This window comes from Leptospira selangorensis (assembly GCF_004769405.1).
Lineage (GTDB): Bacteria > Spirochaetota > Leptospiria > Leptospirales > Leptospiraceae > Leptospira_B > Leptospira_B selangorensis.
In genome coordinates this window covers 1-18804 of sequence record NZ_RQES01000016.1, presented here as the reverse complement: position 1 = coordinate 18804, position 18804 = coordinate 1, and the positions used below count along the sequence as shown (strand labels likewise).

The 18804-nt window shown below is 41.9% G+C and carries 17 protein-coding genes and 2 tRNA genes; 6 read left to right on the top strand and 13 right to left on the bottom strand.

The features are described 5' to 3' along the window. The gene (locus tag EHO58_RS10515; protein WP_135679886.1) at positions 1-840 is read right to left on the bottom strand and encodes a sterol desaturase family protein; all 840 of its coding nucleotides are present in this window, start codon (positions 838-840) and stop codon (positions 1-3) included. A gap of 98 nt (positions 841-938) precedes the next feature. Between EHO58_RS10515 and EHO58_RS10510 the strand changes: the two genes are divergently transcribed. Both EHO58_RS10510 and EHO58_RS10505 read left to right on the top strand, forming a co-directional pair. Further along, entirely contained in the window at positions 939-1559 is a 621-nt protein-coding gene (locus tag EHO58_RS10510) for an adenylate/guanylate cyclase domain-containing protein (protein ID WP_135679885.1), read from the top strand. A gap of 249 nt (positions 1560-1808) precedes the next feature. Then, a complete protein-coding gene (locus EHO58_RS10505; protein WP_135679884.1) occupies positions 1809-3542 on the top strand; it encodes a hypothetical protein in 1734 nt (577 codons plus the stop codon). Between the two features lie 75 nt (positions 3543-3617). Here the strand turns inward: EHO58_RS10505 and rpsG are convergent, their stop codons facing one another. The 12 genes from rpsG to EHO58_RS10445 all read right to left on the bottom strand — a co-directional run bounded on the left by rpsG (position 3618) and on the right by EHO58_RS10445 (position 15698). Beyond that, a complete protein-coding gene (rpsG, locus tag EHO58_RS10500; protein ID WP_008594381.1) occupies positions 3618-4091 on the bottom strand; it encodes a 30S ribosomal protein S7 in 474 nt (157 codons plus the stop codon). A gap of 11 nt (positions 4092-4102) precedes the next feature. Next, positions 4103-4477, bottom strand: coding sequence for a 30S ribosomal protein S12 (rpsL, locus tag EHO58_RS10495; protein WP_008596375.1), 375 nt, complete (start codon positions 4475-4477; stop codon positions 4103-4105). Positions 4478-4552: 75 nt separating this feature from the next. Then, positions 4553-8758 (bottom strand): DNA-directed RNA polymerase subunit beta', encoded by a 4206-nt coding sequence (gene rpoC, locus EHO58_RS10490; protein ID WP_135628975.1) that lies wholly within the window; start codon positions 8756-8758, stop codon positions 4553-4555. A gap of 15 nt (positions 8759-8773) precedes the next feature. Then, positions 8774-12454 (bottom strand): DNA-directed RNA polymerase subunit beta, encoded by a 3681-nt coding sequence (gene rpoB, locus EHO58_RS10485; RefSeq protein WP_135679883.1) that lies wholly within the window; start codon positions 12452-12454, stop codon positions 8774-8776. A gap of 135 nt (positions 12455-12589) precedes the next feature. Further along, positions 12590-12973 carry a 50S ribosomal protein L7/L12 gene (gene rplL, locus EHO58_RS10480; RefSeq protein WP_135628973.1) on the bottom strand — a complete coding sequence of 128 codons (384 nt, stop codon included), beginning with the start codon at positions 12971-12973 and terminating at the stop codon, positions 12590-12592. Between the two features lie 48 nt (positions 12974-13021). Next, a complete protein-coding gene (gene rplJ, locus EHO58_RS10475; protein WP_135628972.1) occupies positions 13022-13555 on the bottom strand; it encodes a 50S ribosomal protein L10 in 534 nt (177 codons plus the stop codon). Positions 13556-13581: 26 nt separating this feature from the next. Next, positions 13582-14274: a 50S ribosomal protein L1 gene (gene rplA / locus EHO58_RS10470; RefSeq protein WP_100705591.1), complete on the bottom strand. Its 693-nt coding sequence runs from the start codon at positions 14272-14274 to the stop codon at positions 13582-13584. Positions 14275-14277: 3 nt separating this feature from the next. Next, positions 14278-14706, bottom strand: a complete 429-nt coding sequence (gene rplK / locus EHO58_RS10465; protein WP_100709196.1) for a 50S ribosomal protein L11 — start codon at positions 14704-14706, stop codon at positions 14278-14280. A 41-nt stretch (positions 14707-14747) separates the two neighbouring features. Further along, on the bottom strand, positions 14748-15293 hold the full coding sequence (gene nusG / locus EHO58_RS10460; protein WP_020770487.1) for a transcription termination/antitermination protein NusG: 546 nt from the start codon (positions 15291-15293) through the stop codon (positions 14748-14750). Between the two features lie 25 nt (positions 15294-15318). Beyond that, positions 15319-15501: a preprotein translocase subunit SecE gene (gene secE / locus EHO58_RS10455; RefSeq protein WP_086448612.1), complete on the bottom strand. Its 183-nt coding sequence runs from the start codon at positions 15499-15501 to the stop codon at positions 15319-15321. 44 nt (positions 15502-15545) lie between these two features. Further along, positions 15546-15616 (bottom strand) — tRNA-Trp (locus EHO58_RS10450). Between the two features lie 10 nt (positions 15617-15626). Next, positions 15627-15698: transfer RNA gene (locus EHO58_RS10445), tRNA-Thr, on the bottom strand. A gap of 334 nt (positions 15699-16032) precedes the next feature. Between EHO58_RS10445 and EHO58_RS10440 the strand changes: the two genes are divergently transcribed. The 4 genes from EHO58_RS10440 to EHO58_RS10425 all read left to right on the top strand — a co-directional run bounded on the left by EHO58_RS10440 (position 16033) and on the right by EHO58_RS10425 (position 18658). Next, positions 16033-16236, top strand: a complete 204-nt coding sequence (locus tag EHO58_RS10440; protein ID WP_135628971.1) for a type II toxin-antitoxin system VapB family antitoxin — start codon at positions 16033-16035, stop codon at positions 16234-16236. After that, positions 16233-16604 (top strand): type II toxin-antitoxin system VapC family toxin, encoded by a 372-nt coding sequence (locus EHO58_RS10435; RefSeq protein WP_135628970.1) that lies wholly within the window; start codon positions 16233-16235, stop codon positions 16602-16604. Before EHO58_RS10440 ends, EHO58_RS10435 begins: the two co-directional genes overlap by 4 nt. Then, entirely contained in the window at positions 16601-17716 is a 1116-nt protein-coding gene (locus tag EHO58_RS10430; RefSeq protein ID WP_135679882.1) for a helix-turn-helix domain-containing protein, read from the top strand. The genes EHO58_RS10435 and EHO58_RS10430 overlap by 4 nt, the downstream gene beginning before the upstream one ends. A 102-nt stretch (positions 17717-17818) precedes the next feature. Then, a complete protein-coding gene (locus EHO58_RS10425) occupies positions 17819-18658 on the top strand; it encodes a sterol desaturase family protein (RefSeq protein ID WP_135679881.1) in 840 nt (279 codons plus the stop codon). Positions 18659-18804 lie beyond the last annotated feature (146 nt).

Genomic DNA, 18804 nt, shown 5'->3' with positions numbered 1-18804 from the left:
TTAAGATTTTTGCAAGTAGGTGGAGGGAATTACGGAGATCCCCTCCTTCTTCTCCGCGCCTACACGATTCTCGAAAATTTCGGAATAATCCTTAAAATTTGTCCCCATTATTTTATCCCAAAAATTAAAATAGAGACTATAGTTCCCATGGAATTTCTGGTGATGAAGATTATGATGGGTAGAAGTATTGATCCATTTCAATAAAGGATGAGTAGTCCATCCTTTAGGAAAGAATTCATATCCGAGATGCCACCAAATATTCATGATCATTGCATAAAAAGTATGGATCAGAAATACATAAAAATGAAGAGGAAGGATACATAGAGCCGGGACTACATATACACCTTCCAGAAAAGCTTCGACCCAATGAAAATTATAAGCCGCCATCGGAGAAGGATTTACGGATCGATGATGTACAGAATGTATATAAGGATAAATTTTTCGATGATGCATGATCCGATGAGCCCAATAGAACCAGGTCTCGTGCCAGATTGTAAGTAGTACAAAACTGAATATCGCATAACCCAATCCATATTCAGTAAAATCCTTATATGTTTTTATATGAAGTATTTTCAATTTCCCTAGAACATAAACGGAAACTGCGATCACGCAGAACATTATTAGAGTAACTGCGGATTGTTTTAATTCGAAGATGATCCTTTCTTTTTTAGGAAAATCTTTTTGGATCCTAAACTTTTGAAATAAGTCCTTTTTCCAAACCCAGAAAACCAGAAATGCGAGTCCCGCAATCGGATAATAACGCAGGAAATTCATTTTTAATTGGTAAAGAGCAAAACCGGATACACAGTATTCCCAACTTAATTCACAAACGAATCTCATTCCGACCTTCCAGGATTAGAATAACCGATTTTAAAGATTTAGTCTTTCAAAAAATAAGTCGACGAAATCCAATTAGTAAGACCTACTAATCGATTCTTATGGCATTCAAGAGAAGTATATTCGCAAGCGCATCCGAAGACAGACTAGAGAACCTAGTTTTAGAAAGATTAAAACCGGGGGCAGATAAAGAAAAGATAGACGCCCGCATCTGGGATCTATTCGGAGAAGTTTGGTGCATTATGTTCACCGATCTTTCGGGATTTTCGCGAGGTGTTGAAAAGTTCGGGATCATCCATTTTCTGCAAACCATCCATGAATCCGAAAGAGTATTAGTGCCAATCATAGAAGATCATGACGGGATCCTTCTCAAATCGGAAGGGGATAGTTTTTTAGTGATCTTCAGAAATGTTGGGAAGGGACTCCAAGCAGCAATCAGAATGCAAAAAGAATTATTAGAATATAATAAGGACAAAATTCCGGAAGAAAAAATCCTTCTCTGCGTTGGATTAGGCTACGGAAAAGTTCTGAAGATAGGAGACTCCGACGTTTTCGGTTCAGAAGTAAACACAGCAAGCAAATTAGGAGAAGATACCGCAGAAGCAGGAGAGATCTTGATCACTCAAACTGTTTTTGATAATGCGCAAGATACAGGTTTGAAGTTCGAAACAATCAAAGATGTTCCTGCAGGAACCAATGGAGCGTATAAAGTTTTGTACTAACGATTTCTTTTACTCTTATTAAGAAGAAATTTTCAAATAATAAATAATATACTTTTCCACAATATCCAAACGAAAAGAATGAATCGCAGATTCGATATGGCATCCATTTGCGCATTCTTTCGTTCCATAAAATCTATATGGATACCAATAAGTTTTTTTCTCTTATCCAACCTCATACCTCTTGTCTTTTTAAGCCAAGGTGATTCGACCTGCACAACTTCGCCTTCGGGGCTTGTTCAGTCCGGCGATATGTACACTATAAAGGATCAATTTTTTTCAGGATGTTTTGTCAAAGGTATTGATAAAAATTTTAAATTCTCCCTCGGGAACTCTTCGGAAAAAAAGTTTAACTTATCAATTTCTAATAATGGGACCAAAATTGGAGAATGGATTGTCGCAAACGATTATACCAACATAGAGATCCCGGCCAAGAACAGCACTGCCAATTTAAAATTTGTCCTAAAAGAACCGATTACACCGGAAACCAGCCTATATTTATTTCAGGTCAAAACTACTGAATACAAATTATATTATAAAGCGATGATTGTTTCATTGATCCTCTCTCTTTTAATATTGATCCTAAATTACGGAAAAGTTAGACAAAAATCCTTCTTACTCTTTGTTTCTTTTTTCCTAATATGTTATTCTTTATTTTATATCTCTTTTGCGAACTCATCGGTTCCATTTATCGGAGATGAACCTCATTATATGATCCTGAGTGAATCATTAATCGAGGATTTTGATTTAGAAATAAATAACCAATCTCAAACAGATAAACCGTCCTTATTATTTCGTGATTTCAGAGACCATGGCATTTCAAAAAACGGAATAGAGTATTCTATACACTACCCATTTTTAGCCCTGTTCATTTCTCCTGCATTTGCAAATCAGCAAGGAATTATTAAACCTGTCCCGGTATTAACTGCTAAAGTATTAATCACGATCGCTTTCTCCGCCTTTTTCGCCCTAATATTAATGATTGTTCTGTCCGAGATCAGATCCAAATTCGAATCATTAATTATAGTTTCTGCAATATTCGGAATGCCTTATATAGCATATTCTAGCCAGATATTTCCGGAAGTGCTAATCTCTATTCTACTTTTTGTTTCTTTTTATTCCCTTTACGAAAATAAATTTGGCCGGTTCAAAACCTATATTCCAATAGTTTTAATTATCTTTCCATTTTTACACATCAAGTTCTTAGGAGTTTCAGTTATCTTAATATTGTATTGGGTTTATATCTTCCGTAATGAAAAAACTAAATTGATATTCGGAACAACCGTGTATGCCTTAGGTTTAATTGTGTTTATTTTTTATAACCAATTTATATTCGGGTCCATCTCTCCTTATCAATCAAGAGATTTCCTTGTGAGCGATCTAGTCGGTCGTTATACGGGATATCTTTTTGATACGGATCGCGGTCTATTCGCCTTAAATCCTCTCCTTCTTTTTTCGTTCATAGAGATTGCTCGTTTATTTAGAAAAAATATTATCCGGTCGATTTTTCCCTTAACTTTGATCTTTGCCGGGCATCTCCCAAATTTATTTCATACTATTTTTTGGTTAGGCTCTTGCCCTGTAGGACGATACTGGATAGCAGTATACCCTATAATCGCATATTATTCCTTTTTAGGAATTAAGCTTACCTTTGACTATATTAGGGAAAGAAGATCAAACGAATGGGAGAAATACGGCTGGAATTTCCTAATAGGGCTTCTTACTTGTTTATCCCTGCTTCAAACATGGACTTTCATAAATATGCCTGATAATTATTATACCCATTTCGATCATAGATTTATTATGTGCGAATTTCTTTTTAGCAAAACAGGTATAGATCTTAAATTTCTCTATTATTCCTTTTTTGTAAATGGGACCGAAATAAGGTTAATACTATGGTATTTACTACTTTTGGTTTTTATAATTATCGGATTTCGTATTGAAAAATTCTACAGATCTAATCGAGATATTAGGCTTATAAAATAAAAAAGGGACTCTTTAGGAGTCCCTTCATCAAACTTGTTCGCGGTCTCATGCAACCGCGAACTATTTAAAAGATTCTTACCAGCGATAGTGGCTGAATGCTTTGTTAGCATCTGCCATTTTACGGATATCTTCTTTCTTCTTGATTGCTGCTCCGGTGCCTTTTTGAGCCTCGATAAATTCTGCAGCAAGCTTGTTAGCCATACCTTTTTCGTTTCTGTCCCTGGAATAACGGATCAACCATCTGATTCCAAGTGCTAAACGTCTTTCCGGACGAACTTCGATCGGAACTTGGTAAGTCACACCACCCACGCGGCGGGATTTTACTTCCACTTGTGGTTTAACGTTTTCTAATGCTTCTTTAAAAGTAACGTAAGGATCGTTTCCGGTCTTTTTTTGGATCAGATCCAGAGCGTCATAAAACAAAGATTCTGCTACGGATTTTTTTCCGTCCAACATCAAGCAGTTGATAAACTTCGCGATGTTTGCATCTCCATAAACCGAATCCGGTTGAATCTTGCGTGGTTCTACTTTTCCTCTTCTTCTAGACATTCCTAACTCCCTTACGCCTTAGGTTTTTTCGTTCCATACTTAGAACGACTCTTACGACGTTTATCGATACCGAGAGTATCCAAGGTACCACGGATAATATGATAACGAACCCCTGGAAGGTCTTTTACCCTTCCCCCGCGGATCAGAACAACGTTGTGCTCTTGCAGGTTATGTCCCTCTCCGGGAATATAAGCGGTCACTTCGATACCGGTTGTTAAACGAACCCTTGCAACTTTTCTCAAAGCTGAGTTCGGTTTTTTCGGTGTGAAGGTAGTCACCTTCGTGCACACTCCCCGACGCTGCGGGCTACTTTTTAATGCAGGAGATTTAGATTTGTTAACCTGTTTCTTCCTGCCGTGACGTATAAGTTGGCTAATTGTAGGCATGAGTTTCTTCTTTTTAGCAGGCCGGTGACCTATTTTACCAGTTCTACCGACCCTGCTCTATTGTAAAGCTTTCCTTTAATTCTCGTTGTCTTCCGGTATGGCCATCGGAATTTCTTCCTCTTCCACTTCCAGAGGACGATCTAGATCCCCGTAAGTTTCTTTGAACACCGCGACATCGCGATATTTTCTCATTCCGGTTCCCGCAGGGATCATGTGACCGATAATAACGTTCTCTTTAAGTCCCGCTAAGTTATCAGTTTTTCCTTTGATTGCAGCGTCAGTTAACACCTTCGTTGTTTCCTGGAAGGAAGCAGCAGAGAAGAACGACTCAGTATTCAAAGATGCTTTCGTTAAACCTAATAAGATCGGAACACACTGAGCAGGAGATCCTCCTTCAGCTACCACTCTCTTGTTTTCTTCCAAGAAAGCGAAACGATCTACTTGTTGTTGGTTCACGAAAGATGTGTCTCCGGAATCGGTAATTAAAACCTTACGCATCATCTGGCGAACAACTACTTCGATGTGCTTATCATTGATATGCACCCCTTGTAGTCTGTAAACCTCTTGAACCTCTTGCACAAGATATACTTGAAGTGCAGTAACACCTTTTACTCTCAAGATATCATGTGGATCCAAGTTTCCATCGTCCATTTGATCTCCGCGTTTTACGAAGTCTCCGTGACGAACACGTAATTGTTTTCCGATCGGAATGGTTACTTTTACTTTATCCAGCTCTTCGTTATCAGGAACGATATAGAGAACTCGTTTTTCTTTTACGATCTCTCCGTTATCTTCTATCCTTCCGTCAGTTTCTGCAAGAGTGGTTGCGTCTTTAGGACGACGAGCTTCGAAAAGTTCGTCTACCCTTGGAAGACCACCGGTAATATCCCGGGTTTTTTCTGCAACGGTTGGGATCTTGAAGAGGATATCTCCCGCTTTCACTTTGTCTCCGTTTTGAACGGAGATGATCGCATCCACAGGAACCAGATATTCTTCTTTGCTTCCGCCAGAAGATACTACGATCCTTGGGATCAATTTTTCCCTACGTTGCTCGATTACTTTATAATTAACGTTAGATGTCTTAACGTCTTCGTCCCTACGAACGTTTTTACCGACTTCCAGATCCACCCAAGAGGCGGTTCCTTCGAGTTCGGTAACACCGATTTCGTTGAATGGGTCAAATTCTGCCAGAGCTTGATTCGGCTCAGTAATTTGTGCTACTTTTACGTTCAGAGTAGTGGAAGTTTTAACAGGAACAACCGCTTCTTCTCCCAGAATCCTGAAGAGTCCGTCTGCGATTTTTACTGTTCCTGGAGCATCTGATGTTACGTTCTCTCCAGAAGCAAGAGTTGCAACCAACTCTCCTTTATCCACTTTCTGTCCGTTCTCAACTCTTAAGTTGGTTAGGTCGGAAGAATTGAACTGTTGGATCAATCTTTGAACTACGATGGAACCACGACGAGAGAAGATCAAACCTCTATCATTCGTTTGTAAAGTTCTACCGTTGATCGAATTAACGATCGCACGATAACCTACTTTGTGTTCCTTCTCTTGTACTTTTGCGGAAGCGGCACCACCGATGTGGAATGTCCTCATCGTTAACTGAGTTCCAGGTTGTCCGATAGACTGAGCCGCGATGGTTCCGACTGCTTCTCCAATCTCTGCAGGAGTCAAGCGAGCCATATCCATTCCGTAACATTTAATACAGATTCCCCAACGAGCTTCGCAAGTCAGAGGAGAACGAACTTTGATCTTTTCGTAACCAAGGTTCTCCAGTTTCTGTCCTACTTCTCTAGTGATCAAAGATCCTTTAGGATAAACTACACTTTCAGAAACAGGGTCTACGATATCTTCAGAAGTATAACGTCCGAATACACGGTCGCTAAGAGAAACGATAACGTTCTCACCTTCTTTTACGGTTCCAAGAGTGATACATTCTTCGGTTCCGCAATCGTCTTCAGCGACGATAACGTCTTGAGAAATATCCACCAAACGACGGGTCAAATAACCTGCGTCCGCAGTTTTTAACGCGGTATCCGCAAGACCTTTACGAGCACCGTGAGTAGAGATGAAGAATTCAAGAACGCTTAATCCCTCGCGGAAGTTGGAACGAATCGCAAGTTCAATGATCTCTCCGGAAGGTTTCGCCATCAGACCACGCATACCGGCCAACTGACGGATCTGTTGTTTAGATCCACGAGCACCGGAAGCCGCCATGATGAAGACAGGGTTATATCCACCCTTGTCTTTTTCCAATTCCTTGAACATGGAGTCGGTGATGAGGTCGTTGGTTTTAGTCCAGATCTCGATCACTTTTTTCTTACGTTCTTCGTTAGTGATAATACCTTTACGATATTCTCCGTCGGCTCTCTCTACTTCTTTGTTAGCATCGCCAACAAGAGTAACTTTACCCGGAGACACTCTGATGTCTTCGATAGAGATAGTCGGGCTGAAGATAGTTGCATAACGATATCCTAATTTTTTAATATCGTCTAACATCAGAACGGTTTGAGCCGGTCCGTATTTCTCATACACTTCAGCAATAATTCTGTTCGTCTCTTTATCGGAAAGAGCACGGTTCACATAAGGATATCCTTCCGGAAGAACAGTATTGAAGATCAAACGACCTGCAGTAGTCTCCAGGATCTTCCCTTGGTGAAGAACGGAAATTTTAGTTCTATACTCGATCACTCCTCTATCGATCGCGTAAGTAACCTCATCAAGGTTCGCGAAAGATTTAAGAGGAACTCCTGCTTCTGTTGGAAGTTCAGAAGTTAGATAATAAATTCCAAGTACGATATCCTGAGTAGGTCCGCAGATCGGGTGGCCGTTTGCAGGGTTCAGAATATTGTGAGGAGAAAGCATTAGCATCCAAACTTCCAACTGAGCTTTTGGAGTCAGTGGAACGTGGATCGCCATTTGGTCCCCGTCGAAGTCAGCATTGAATGCGTGACATACAAGAGGGTGAAGTTTGATCGCTTTTCCTTCTACAAGAACCGGAAGGAATGCTTGGATCCCTAAACGGTGAAGAGTAGGTGCACGGTTTAACATGACCGGATGCTCTTTCACTACAGTTTCCAGAACGTCGAAAACTTCTTTTTCTTCTGCTTCTACTTTTTTCTTAGCGGATTTGATGTTAGGAGCTAAGTCCAGATCCACCAAACGTTTCATTATAAAAGGTTTAAATAACTCGAGAGCCATCTTCTTAGGAAGACCCATCTCGTGGTATTTCAGCTCAGGACCGACTACGATCACGGAACGACCGGAGTAGTCCACACGCTTACCGAGTAGGTTTTGGCGGAAACGTCCCTGCTTTCCTTTCAACATGTCTGAAATGGATTTAAGAGGTCTGTTACCTTTACCTTTTACGGTACGTTTGCGGCGGCTATTATCGAATAACGCGTCAACCGCTTCTTGGAGCATACGTTTTTCGTTACGTACGATGATCTCAGGAGCTTTTAACGCAAGAAGGCGTTTTAGACGGTTGTTACGGTTGATAACTCTACGATATAGATCGTTCAAGTCGGAGGTAGCAAAACGTCCACCTTCTAACTGAACCATTGGACGAAGTTCAGGTGGAATGACCGGAACTACATCCAGAACCATCCACTCAGGACGGTTTCCTGAATCACGGAAAGCTTCTAATACTTCCAAACGTTTCAGGATTCTTTTGTCGGAGATCTTTTCTTTTTCTTGGATCTTTTGGCGGATGATACGAGCTTCTGCATCCACATCGATACGAGAAAGAAGTTCTTTGATCGCGTCCGCACCGATACCAGCAACAAACTTGTCGCCGTATTCATCTAGGTAAGCGTGATATTCTTCTTCGTCGATTAACTCGCCGCGATTTCTTCCGGTATCAGCCGGATCGATGATCACATATTTTTCGAAATAAAGAACGCTCTTGAGCTGATTGATGGTCATGTCCAAGAGAAGTCCCATTCTAGAAGGAACGGAACGGTAATACCAGATATGAGAAACTGGAGCTGCGAGTTCGATATGACCCATACGCTCGCGACGAACTTTAGAGTGAGTTACCTCAACACCACATTTGTCGCAAACCACGCCTTTGTAGCGGATGGACTTGAACTTTCCGCAATAACATTCCCAGTCCTTAGTAGTTCCGAAAATTTTCTCGCAGAAAAGACCGTCTCTCTCCGGCTTTAAAGTACGGTAGTTGATTGTCTCAGGTTTTTTGACTTCTCCGTAAGACCATTCTTTGATCCTTTCCGGAGACGCTAATCTGATTGTTATTGATTCAAAATCGTTATTGGATCTCATGCTACCTTACTTCCCTTAGGCGTTCTCGATCGTTTCGAACTTAATCTTCTTCTTGCTCTTGGAATATTCATCTTCGTAGTCGGAGATATCAACGCTGTTACCTTCCGAGTCAGTGATGACGATATCCAATGCAAGACCCCTGAGTTCCTGCACCAATACGTTGAAGGATTCCGGAATTCCTGGTTTAATGGAATGGATCCCTTTAACGATAGCTTCGTAGATTCTTGCTCTTCCGAGCATGTCGTCTGACTTGATGGTAAGAAGTTCCTGAAGAGTATGAGATGCGCCGTAAGCTTCGAGAGCCCAGACCTCCATCTCTCCTAAACGCTGACCACCGAACTGAGCCTTTCCTCCAAGTGGTTGTTGAGTAACCAAAGAGTAAGGTCCGGTAGAACGAGCGTGGATCTTATCGTCCACCAAGTGAGCGAGTTTCAACATGTAGATGTAACCACAGAATACCTCGTTCATGAAAGGTAATCCGGTACGTCCGTCGTATAATTTGAATTTAGAGCTGAGAGGAAGATTTGCTTCTTTGCAATACTTCTCTACATCTGCTTCAGTAGCTCCGTCGAAAACTGGAGTTTCGAAATTGATTCCAAGTTTGCTTGCAGCAAGTCCGAGTTGAGTTTCGAAAATTTGTCCGAGGTTCATACGAGAAGGAACACCTAACGGGTTCAGAACGATATCCATTGGAGTACCGTCTTCCATGTAAGGCATGTCTTCTTCTGCCATAATACGCGCAACGACACCTTTGTTACCGTGGCGTCCTGCCATTTTATCTCCGACCAGAAGTTTACGTTTACGAGCTACGAAAACTTTCACCATTTCTTCCACACCGGCAGGAAGTTCATCTCCCTTCTCGCGTGAGAAACGTTTGATATCGATTACAGTTCCTTCGAAACCGTTCGGCATACGAAGAGAGGAATCTCTTACTTCCTTCGCTTTTTCTCCGAAGATGGAGTGAAGAAGTTTGTATTCAGGAGTTAGATCGGTTTCCCCTTTAGGAGTCACCATACCTACCAGGATATCTCCCGGTTTTACTTCTGCACCAACTCGGATCACACCGGTTTCATCTAGATCACGGAAAGCTTTGTCCGAAAGATTCGGAATATCTCTTGTGATCTGTTCTTGTCCAAGTTTAGTTTCTCTTGCTTGGATCTCGAACTCTTCGATGTGGATAGAAGAGAAAATATCGTCTTTTACAACTTTCTCGGAGATTAGGATCGCATCCTCGAAGTTGTAACCTTCCCAAGGCATGAATGCCACAAGAACGTTACGTCCAAGTGCGAGTGTTCCATTGTCTACCGCAGGACCGTCCGCAAGAACGGTTCCTTTTTGTAGAATGTTACCATTCTCATCCATTCTTTCGCCGGAAACGATTTGTCCCGCGATGGTAGTTCCTCTGCGAACTTCTTCGCCGTTAGAAACGATTGGTTGGTATTGTTTGTTACCGGAGATCAGATTGTATTCGCGAACGTTTCCGTTATCCGCAGTCACTTCGATTTTCTCTTTGCTGACTTTAGTAACTTTACCGTCGATCTCTGAGTGAACCACTCCAACAACTGGAGTTTGGTTGAAACAAGTACCTTGGTTGGTTTTCTTAAATTTAGTAAGATCGTAAGTATCGGATTCTTTTCCGCCTTTACGCTCGATTACAACCTTCTCCGCATCTACGTATGTAACCACACCTTCATGTCTGGAGATGATACAAATACGAGAATCGTAAGCTGCACGAGTTTCCATTCCGGTTCCAACGAAAGGAGCCTCTTGTCTAAGAAGAGGAACCGCCTGACGTTGCATGTTAGAACCCATGAGCGCGCGGTTCGCGTCATCATGCTCTAAGAATGGGATCAACGCAGTAGAAACGGATACCACCTGCATTGGAGCTAAGTCCATGTATTGGATCTCGTTCGGGTTGCGGAAAGGGTAATCCGATCTGTGACGAGTAGAGATAAGTTTATTTTTAAACTCTCCCTTCTCATCTACAGGAGAAGAAGATACCGCGATAGAATGATATTCTTCCTTATCTGCGGTTAAATATTCTATGTTATTGGAAACTTTACTGTTCTTAACAACTCTGTACGGAGTTTCCAAGAATCCATAATCGTTCACTCTCGCATAAGAAGACATGGAGAGAATAAGTCCGATGTTTGGACCTTCAGGAGTTTCAATCGGACACATACGACCGTAGTGGCTGTAGTGAACGTCACGCACTTCGAATCCCGCTCTATCTCTGGAAAGACCACCAGGTCCTAAAGCGTTCAAACGACGTTTGTGAGTGAGCTCTGCCAGAGGGTTTGTCTGATCCATAAACTGGGACAATTGGCTGGATCCGAAGAACTCATTGATAACTGCAGTGATCGGTTTAATGGAGATCAGAAGTTGTGGTGTTTGAGTTCCAACTTCTTGAACAGTCATTCTTTCTTTGATCACTCTTTCTACACGAGTAAAACCAACTTTAAGTTGGTTAGCGATCAACTCACCGACAGAACGAATACGACGGTTACCTAAGTGGTCAATATCGTCCGGATAGTAGTTTTCAGTTTCAGAGATCAAGTTGAGAAGGTAACGTACAGTCTCGATGATATCTGCAGGGCGAAGAACTCTTTCGATTGCGCTGGTGAATTCTTTAGGGTTATTGAATTCGAATTTGCTATTGATCTTGTAACGACCCACATCGCCCAGATCAAAAGATTTAGGAGAGAAGAAGAGGCGATTCAATTCGGCTTCTGCGTTCTCGATCGTAGAAGGTTCGCCTTGTCTCATGATACCGTGGAATTTAAGAACTGCGTCTTCGTAATCGTTGACTCCGTCTTTTTCCAAGCAGTTAACTAAAACAGGATTATCCTTGTCTTTAGGATATTCTACGAGTTCAACTTCCTTCACCTTCATCTCTTTTAAGATGGAGATATTATCTTCGTTGATCTTGGAACCGGCATCGAGCATTACCTCTCCGGTTTCCATATTGATCACGTCCGCGATCACTCTACGTCCGATCAGACGTTTGAGTTCCTTCGTAGAAGCTCCTCCGATCTTTGCTTTGGAGGATTTATAAAATAAACGTAATATCTCTTCGTTTGTTCCGTGCCCTAAAGACTTAACAAGAAGAGTTGCAGGGAATTTTTTCTTACGATCGATCTTAGCGACCAAAATTCCCTTATTGTCCATTTCAAATTCCAACCAGGATCCGCGATAAGGGATCACTCTGGCGGAGTAAGTATCTCTTTCTTCATCATAAGAGAAGAAGATACCTGGTGAACGGTGAAGCTGAGAAACTACAACACGCTCAGCTCCGTTGATGATAAAGGTTCCCTGTTCAGTCATTACAGGAAGATCGCCCATATAGACGACCTGCTCACGGATCTCTCCGGTTTCTTTGATGATAAGTCGAATGACCGCTTTTAAAGGAAGAGCGAAAGTAGCATCTGTGTCCTTACATTCTTGAGGAGATTTTTTAGCGTCTCCTAAAACATAGTGACTGTATTCCATCACCATGTCGTTGTTCGGACTTTCAATAGGGAAGGTTTCTCTAAAAACCGCTTCTAGTCCCTGGTTTTTTCTTTTTGTGGGATCCTTAACTTCGGATTGAAGAAACCAATCGAATGACTTCTTCTGAATCTGAATCAAGTTAGGAAGGTAATCCAAATTGGTGATCTTACCGAAGTTTACCCGTTTTCTTTCTACTTGACCGTACATTCGTGTGCTCCCTGGGATGATGGAAAATTATAACTGCGCGAAAAAATACAATAAGGCAAGGACGTCCGCTGGCCTCCTTGCCTGAGTGAAAGGATTGTAATCAGATATCGAGGAGACAAAGCCTCGGCTCCCTGATTAGACAGCCTTAAGTTCGATTTGAGCTCCGACAGCTTCTAATTTCTTTTTAATGTCGTCAGCTTCTGCTTTCGCAACGCCGTCTTTAACAGACTTTCCGCCAGCTTCTACTAGATCTTTTGCTTCTTTCAAGCCAAGACCAGTGATCTCGCGAACAACCTTGATAACTTCGATTTTTTTATCGCCGAAACCTTTCAATACAACGTTGAAGGAAGCAGGCTCATCTGCTGCCGCTGCTGCTCCACCTGCTGGTGCTGCTGCAGCTACTGCTACTGGAGCCGCTGCGGAAATTCCGAACTTCTCCTCCATTTTTTTAACTAGATCGGCTGCTTCTACTAGTGTAAGTTTGCCGAGTTGCTCTAATAACGCTTCAGTGGTAGACATATGGTGCTCCTTTGATTCCGTTTGGTCCTTTTAACTACTAAATTAGTTCTACTGATTATTCTTCTCTGCCGCTGCCTGGATAGCACGTGCGAGTCCTGCGATAATTTGGTTCAAGCCAGAAGCGATACTTCTTGCCGGACCATTGATACCGCCTGCGATTTGAGCCAATAATTGCTCTCTCGAAGGAAGACCTGCGATTGCTTCCACTCCCTCTCCGTCCAGAACGGATCCGTCCAAGTATCCCGCTTTCAGAATAAGATTCTTATTCGTCTTTGCGAATTCTTTTAGGACCTTCGCTGCATTCGGAAGGTTTGCGTCTGAGAAAATCGCTGCTAACGGTCCTTGGTATTCGGAACCGAAGGCGATGTTCTTATCCTTATGCTTCTCGGATTCTTTTAATGCGAGTAAGAAGAGATTGTTCTTGATCACTTTCATCTCGGATCCTTCTTTACGAAGTTTCGCGCGAAGATTTGTGATCTCTTCTACTGTGAGTCCGCTGTAGCTGGCTAGGATAAAGTCGCTACGTTTTTCTAATCTGCCTTTTAATTCGGCTACTGCTTCAATTTTTTCCTGGCTGGGCATTGTTCCTACTCCCGTCTACTACATCCTTAAATGGATGTGTTGACCAGTTCCTTAACGTCTACTTTCACGCCTGCACCCATAGTTGGGGAAACGGAGAAAGTTTTCAGATAATCACCCTTTGCATCCGAAGGTTTGTCTCGGAGAAGAGTTTGAACTACTGTACGAATGTTTTCTACTAGTTTGGTATGATCAAAACTGACTTTACCAACACCTAGGTGAACGACTCCGCCTTTGTCCGGACGGTATTCGATACGTCCTGATTTCAGTTCGCCAACTGCTTTCGCAACATCGTTAGTAACTGTTCCAGCCTTAGGCTTAGGCATTAAACCTTTACGTCCTAAGATCGGTCCCAGTTTACCTACTTCCTTCATCATATCAGGAGTAGCAACGCAAGCGTCGAAGTCGGTCCAACCGCCGGCAACTTTCTCGATCAGGTCCATATCGCCCACGAATTCCGCACCTGCGTTTTTCGCGTCGTTTTGTTTGTCTCCTTTACAGAAAACAAGAACCCGAACCAGTTTACCGGTTCCGTGAGGAAGAGAAATAGTTCCCCTCACGTTTTGGAGAGATTTATAATTTACTTTCGTAGCGATTTCTATCGTTCCGTCGAACTTAGAGTAAGAAGAAGCCTGAGCTAATTCTACAGCTTTATCGATCGGATAAACTTTAGTTGCGTCGACTTTCTCTTTAGCCGCGCGATATTTTTTTCCGCGTTTCATGAATTAACCCTCTACCGTAACGCCCATAGAACGACAAGTTCCAGCGATAATTTGAACAGCTGCGTCCAGATCATTCGCGTTTAAGTCTTCCATTTTGGTTTTAGCAATTTCTTCTAATTGCTTACGAGAAATCTTCCCTACCTTAGTGGTATGAGGAGTTGCGGAACCAGACTCTAATCCGATCGCTTTCTTAACAAGAAGAGCTGCCGGAGGAGACTTGGTAATGAATGTAAAACTCCTGTCGGAGAATACTGTAATTACTACAGGAAGTTTGTACCCGATCTGGGACTTACTTCTTTCGTTGAACTGCTTGCAGAACTCCATGATGTTCAATCCTGCCTGACCGAGAGCCGGTCCGACTGGAGGAGCAGGGTTGGCCTTACCGGCTTCAACCTGGAGCTTAATCTGCTTTACTACTTTTTTTGCTGCCATTGGCGAAACACCTTATTTGTTTCTCCCGGTTCTCCCACCGGTCAGGGTTCGGTTTTGACCTGTAGATAATCTAATTCCACAGGGGTAGAGCGTCCGAAAATCTCCACCTTCACTCTGAGTCTTCCTTTGTCCGGGAAGATCTCGTCTACGACTCCAGTAAAATTCGCGAAAGGACCGTCGATAATCTTCAGGCTATCTCCCACTTTAAACAACAATCTAGGAGTAACTGGCTCCTCTGATTGGAACTCTCCGGTTTCCGCGAAAAGATTTTTCACCTCGTCTACGGAAAGAGGTTCTGGTCCTCCATCTTTTGATCCCACAAAAGTGGAAACAGAAGGAAGACTTTGGATCATGAATCGAAGGTCCTCGTCCATATCCATTTCAACAAGAACATAGCCCGGCATAAGTTTCTTCTTAGTGACCTTCTTTTTGCCGTTCTTCATCTCGGCGACTTCCATGGTAGGAATACGCACTTGAGAAATCTTTTCCTCCAGCTTACGCTGTTGGATCAGCTTTTCCAGATTTTTCTGGACCTTATTCTCGTGACCGGAATAAGTCTGTAACGCATACCATTTCAAATCAGCCATCATAATCACATTTTATCCTAAGTTCTTACAGATTCCAGAATCCGGTAAGCAACTTCACAATCGCAGTATCCGAAAAGAATAGAAAAGCAGAGAAAAATAAAACCGTGACTAGAACAACGATGGTGGACTGCATCACCTCTTGTCTATTCGGCCATTGAACTTTTTTAAGTTCTTCTCTACATTCTTGTACAAATGCGCCAAACTTCACTATAAATCCTTCCTAAACTTTGTCGAACCTTAGGATCAAAACTCCAGGTCTGGAGAGAATCGAACTCCCACCAAGGACTTTGGAGATCCTTGTTCTACCATTAAACTACAGACCTATTCGAACTTAGCCCTCTACCAGGCTTGAACTGGTGACCCCTTCCTTACCATGGAAGTGCTCTACCACTGAGCTAAGAGGGCATGTCTATCTACCCGCTCCCAGAAGAGGAGCTAGAAATACACAGTATTTTTACCCAGGGTCCCTGGTCAAGGTTTTAGCGGCTCTTACCTGGTTGCTGGCATTATTTATGCAAGGGGGAGAAATTTTTGGGTCTTCTTCGCAAAGCCCTACTTGACTTTAGTGAGATGATATCTCTCTTATGTGACATAAGTAAACAAGACATATGAGAAGAAGGTAACGTACATTCAAAATTTTCTCCGCCAGCGGTAAGGCGGAACCAATTTTCTAGCGCCGAATCACTTTTCCGCTCCCACTCTCTTGACATATGGCACTTAACACCATATATTACCATTCATGTTAGCTGTCAAAACCACTCTATACATTCCAGACGAACTGATCTCCAGTGCACAAGATTATACCGGGATCTTAGAAAAGACACGTCTCGTGCAGGAGGGATTGCGTGCACTTATTCGAGAAAAATCTGCAGAAAGAATGGCTCTCTTAGGTGGAAGCGATCCAAAAGCGGAAGGTCCTACCCGCAAAAAAACCTCTAAATGACGGCGGTGCTCGTAGACACCTCAGTTTGGATCAATCATCTGCGCAAATCGGATCCCAAACTGGTCGAACTACTAAGCCTTGGCTTAGTACGACGTCATCCTATGGTAGAGGGAGAACTCAGTTTGGGAAATTTTAAAAATAAGAATTCCTTTCTAACCGAATATGCCCAATTGAAAGAAGTTCCGATTGCAAACCATAAAGAGACCATGATATTTTCCGAAAGAAATTCGCTGGCCGGACTAGGAATCGGCTGGATCGACGCACATTTGCTTGCAAGTTGTATCTTAGGAAGTGTTAAATTATATTCTGCAGACTTATCTTTAACAAAGGCTGCGGAGAAGGTTGGCATCGCGGAAATTACAACATGAACGAGTTTGGAACCCAATCTTATACTTCTTTATTTTTAGCCTTTTCGATCGGACTCGCTTTTTTATTTTCACTCGGAGAAATTTTCTCTTCTCCTAGAGGAGAAAAACAAAATCTATTAGCGATTATTTTTTTCTTAGTCGGTATCTTTCTCACTCACGCATTCTTACTCACTTGTAAGGTGATCATATATTACCCTGGATTATATCTCACCCATCTTCCTGTTTCGGGATTGATGGGTCCCTTCATCGAACGTTATCTTCTTCTTGCGATGGGAAACACACCCGAGTCCAAAAAAATTTTTTACCTAAAGATGCTTCCCGCTCTTGCAATCTTTCTATGGATGTCGCCCTTCTATTTTTCAGGCGGACCCGAAAAGATAGAAGTACTGAAAAGTCTGCTACAAACCGGCCTCCCTTTATTTTTGAAAATTCCGGTATTGAGCACAATGGGAGTCATGTTCGTATTCCTACTTTCCACATTCTTCCGTTTATTTTGGGGATTCAGACTTTCGGTAATTTACAAAGATCCGAGGATGCTTACGATCTTAGGAGTAAGCATTTGTATCTTAATCATTATATTATACGGATTCGTCTCCGTATCTATTGGATCTATCAGAGGATTAGAAGGTGTCGGTTCTCTAATCGGGATATTCTTATGCGCTTTGTATATACTACGCCAGGGATTTCCTGAATTTTTCTTAGAAGTCCAAAGAGTTGTAGAAGAAGAAAAAAAATACAGAGCCACTCAACTTGGCGGCTTAGACCTAGAGAATATAAAACAAAGTTTAGAAAGCCTATTCCAAAAGGAGAAGGTATTCTTAAAAGAAGATCTGACTCTCGGATTTTTGGCAGGCAAATTAGAGATCAGCACTCACCAACTTTCAGAATACCTGAACAACGAGATTGGAAAAAATTTCTTTCAATTATTGAATGAATACAGGGTTGAAGAAGCTAAAAAGAAAATAGAATCAGATCCTCAGGAAGTTTTATTATCTATCGCCTATTCTTCAGGATTTGGCTCCAAATCCGCTTTTAACGAGGTTTTCCGAAAGGAGACCGGATTTACACCTTCCGAATACAGAAATAAAATCCGTAAAAGTAAGTCCAAATAGTCCGTTTCGATCGGTCTGGACGTATATTTTATTCCACCCCGATCGGGGAGGACGATTTCTTTTAGGATCCGCCGTAAACTGAATACAGAGATCGGAGGAAAAATGGCAATCAACGCTTGTGATTTCGGTTGGGAATGTGTTCGGAATTTCGGACTATTCCAACTTTCTATGAACTTTATTAGATACTATCCTTTAGCAGGACTTGCATTCTTTATATTCTGGGTTTGGAAAAAAGGATACTTTGAGAAATACAGGATCCAGAAAAATTTTCCAAAATGGGAGAAGGTAGTATACGAGATCAAACAGTCTGCCGTTACGATGGTAATGTTCAGCTTGGTTGCAGTTATTTCTTTCAGTCTTCAAAAATTAGGATATCTTCCAAGAGCGCTCTACTTCGATATTTCCGAAAGAGGTTGGGCTTACGCGATCTTAAGTTATATCTTGATCACAGTTTGGCATGAGACTTGGTTTTATTGGGCTCATAGGTTAATGCATCACAAAAAGGTTTATACTTTTGTTCATGCAATCCATCATAAATCCGTAAACCCTTCTCCTTTAGCCGCTTATAATTTCCATTGGGCAGAAGCCTTTTTAGAAGCGATTTATGTGGTGCCGTTTATCAGTTTGGTTCCGATCCATTTCGGAGTATTTATATTCCATACATTCTATGCGATGATAATGAATATATGGTGGCATCTAGGATATGAATTTTTTCCGAAAGGTTGGGCAAGTCATCCGATCACAAAATGGATCAATACTTCTACCCATCATAATCTTCATCACCAAAAGTTTCATGGGAACTATAGCCTCTATTTCAATTTTTGGGATAGGATCATGGGAACAAATTTCCCGAATTACGAAACCTATTTTGATGAGGTAGTAGAGAAGAAGGAAGATTATTCAAAAACCGACTTAGCTTCTCAGATTGGGTTTGCGAAGTAAATTTCCTCTATACAATTTTCATTAGCTCAAACTGGAAACCGAGTCTCCTCGGTTTCCTTTTTTTGTATCTAAAACTTAGAATATAATTCCGCTTCCTCCATGGCCACCGCCACCGTGACCTCCTCCCCCGTCACCACCGCCTGAAC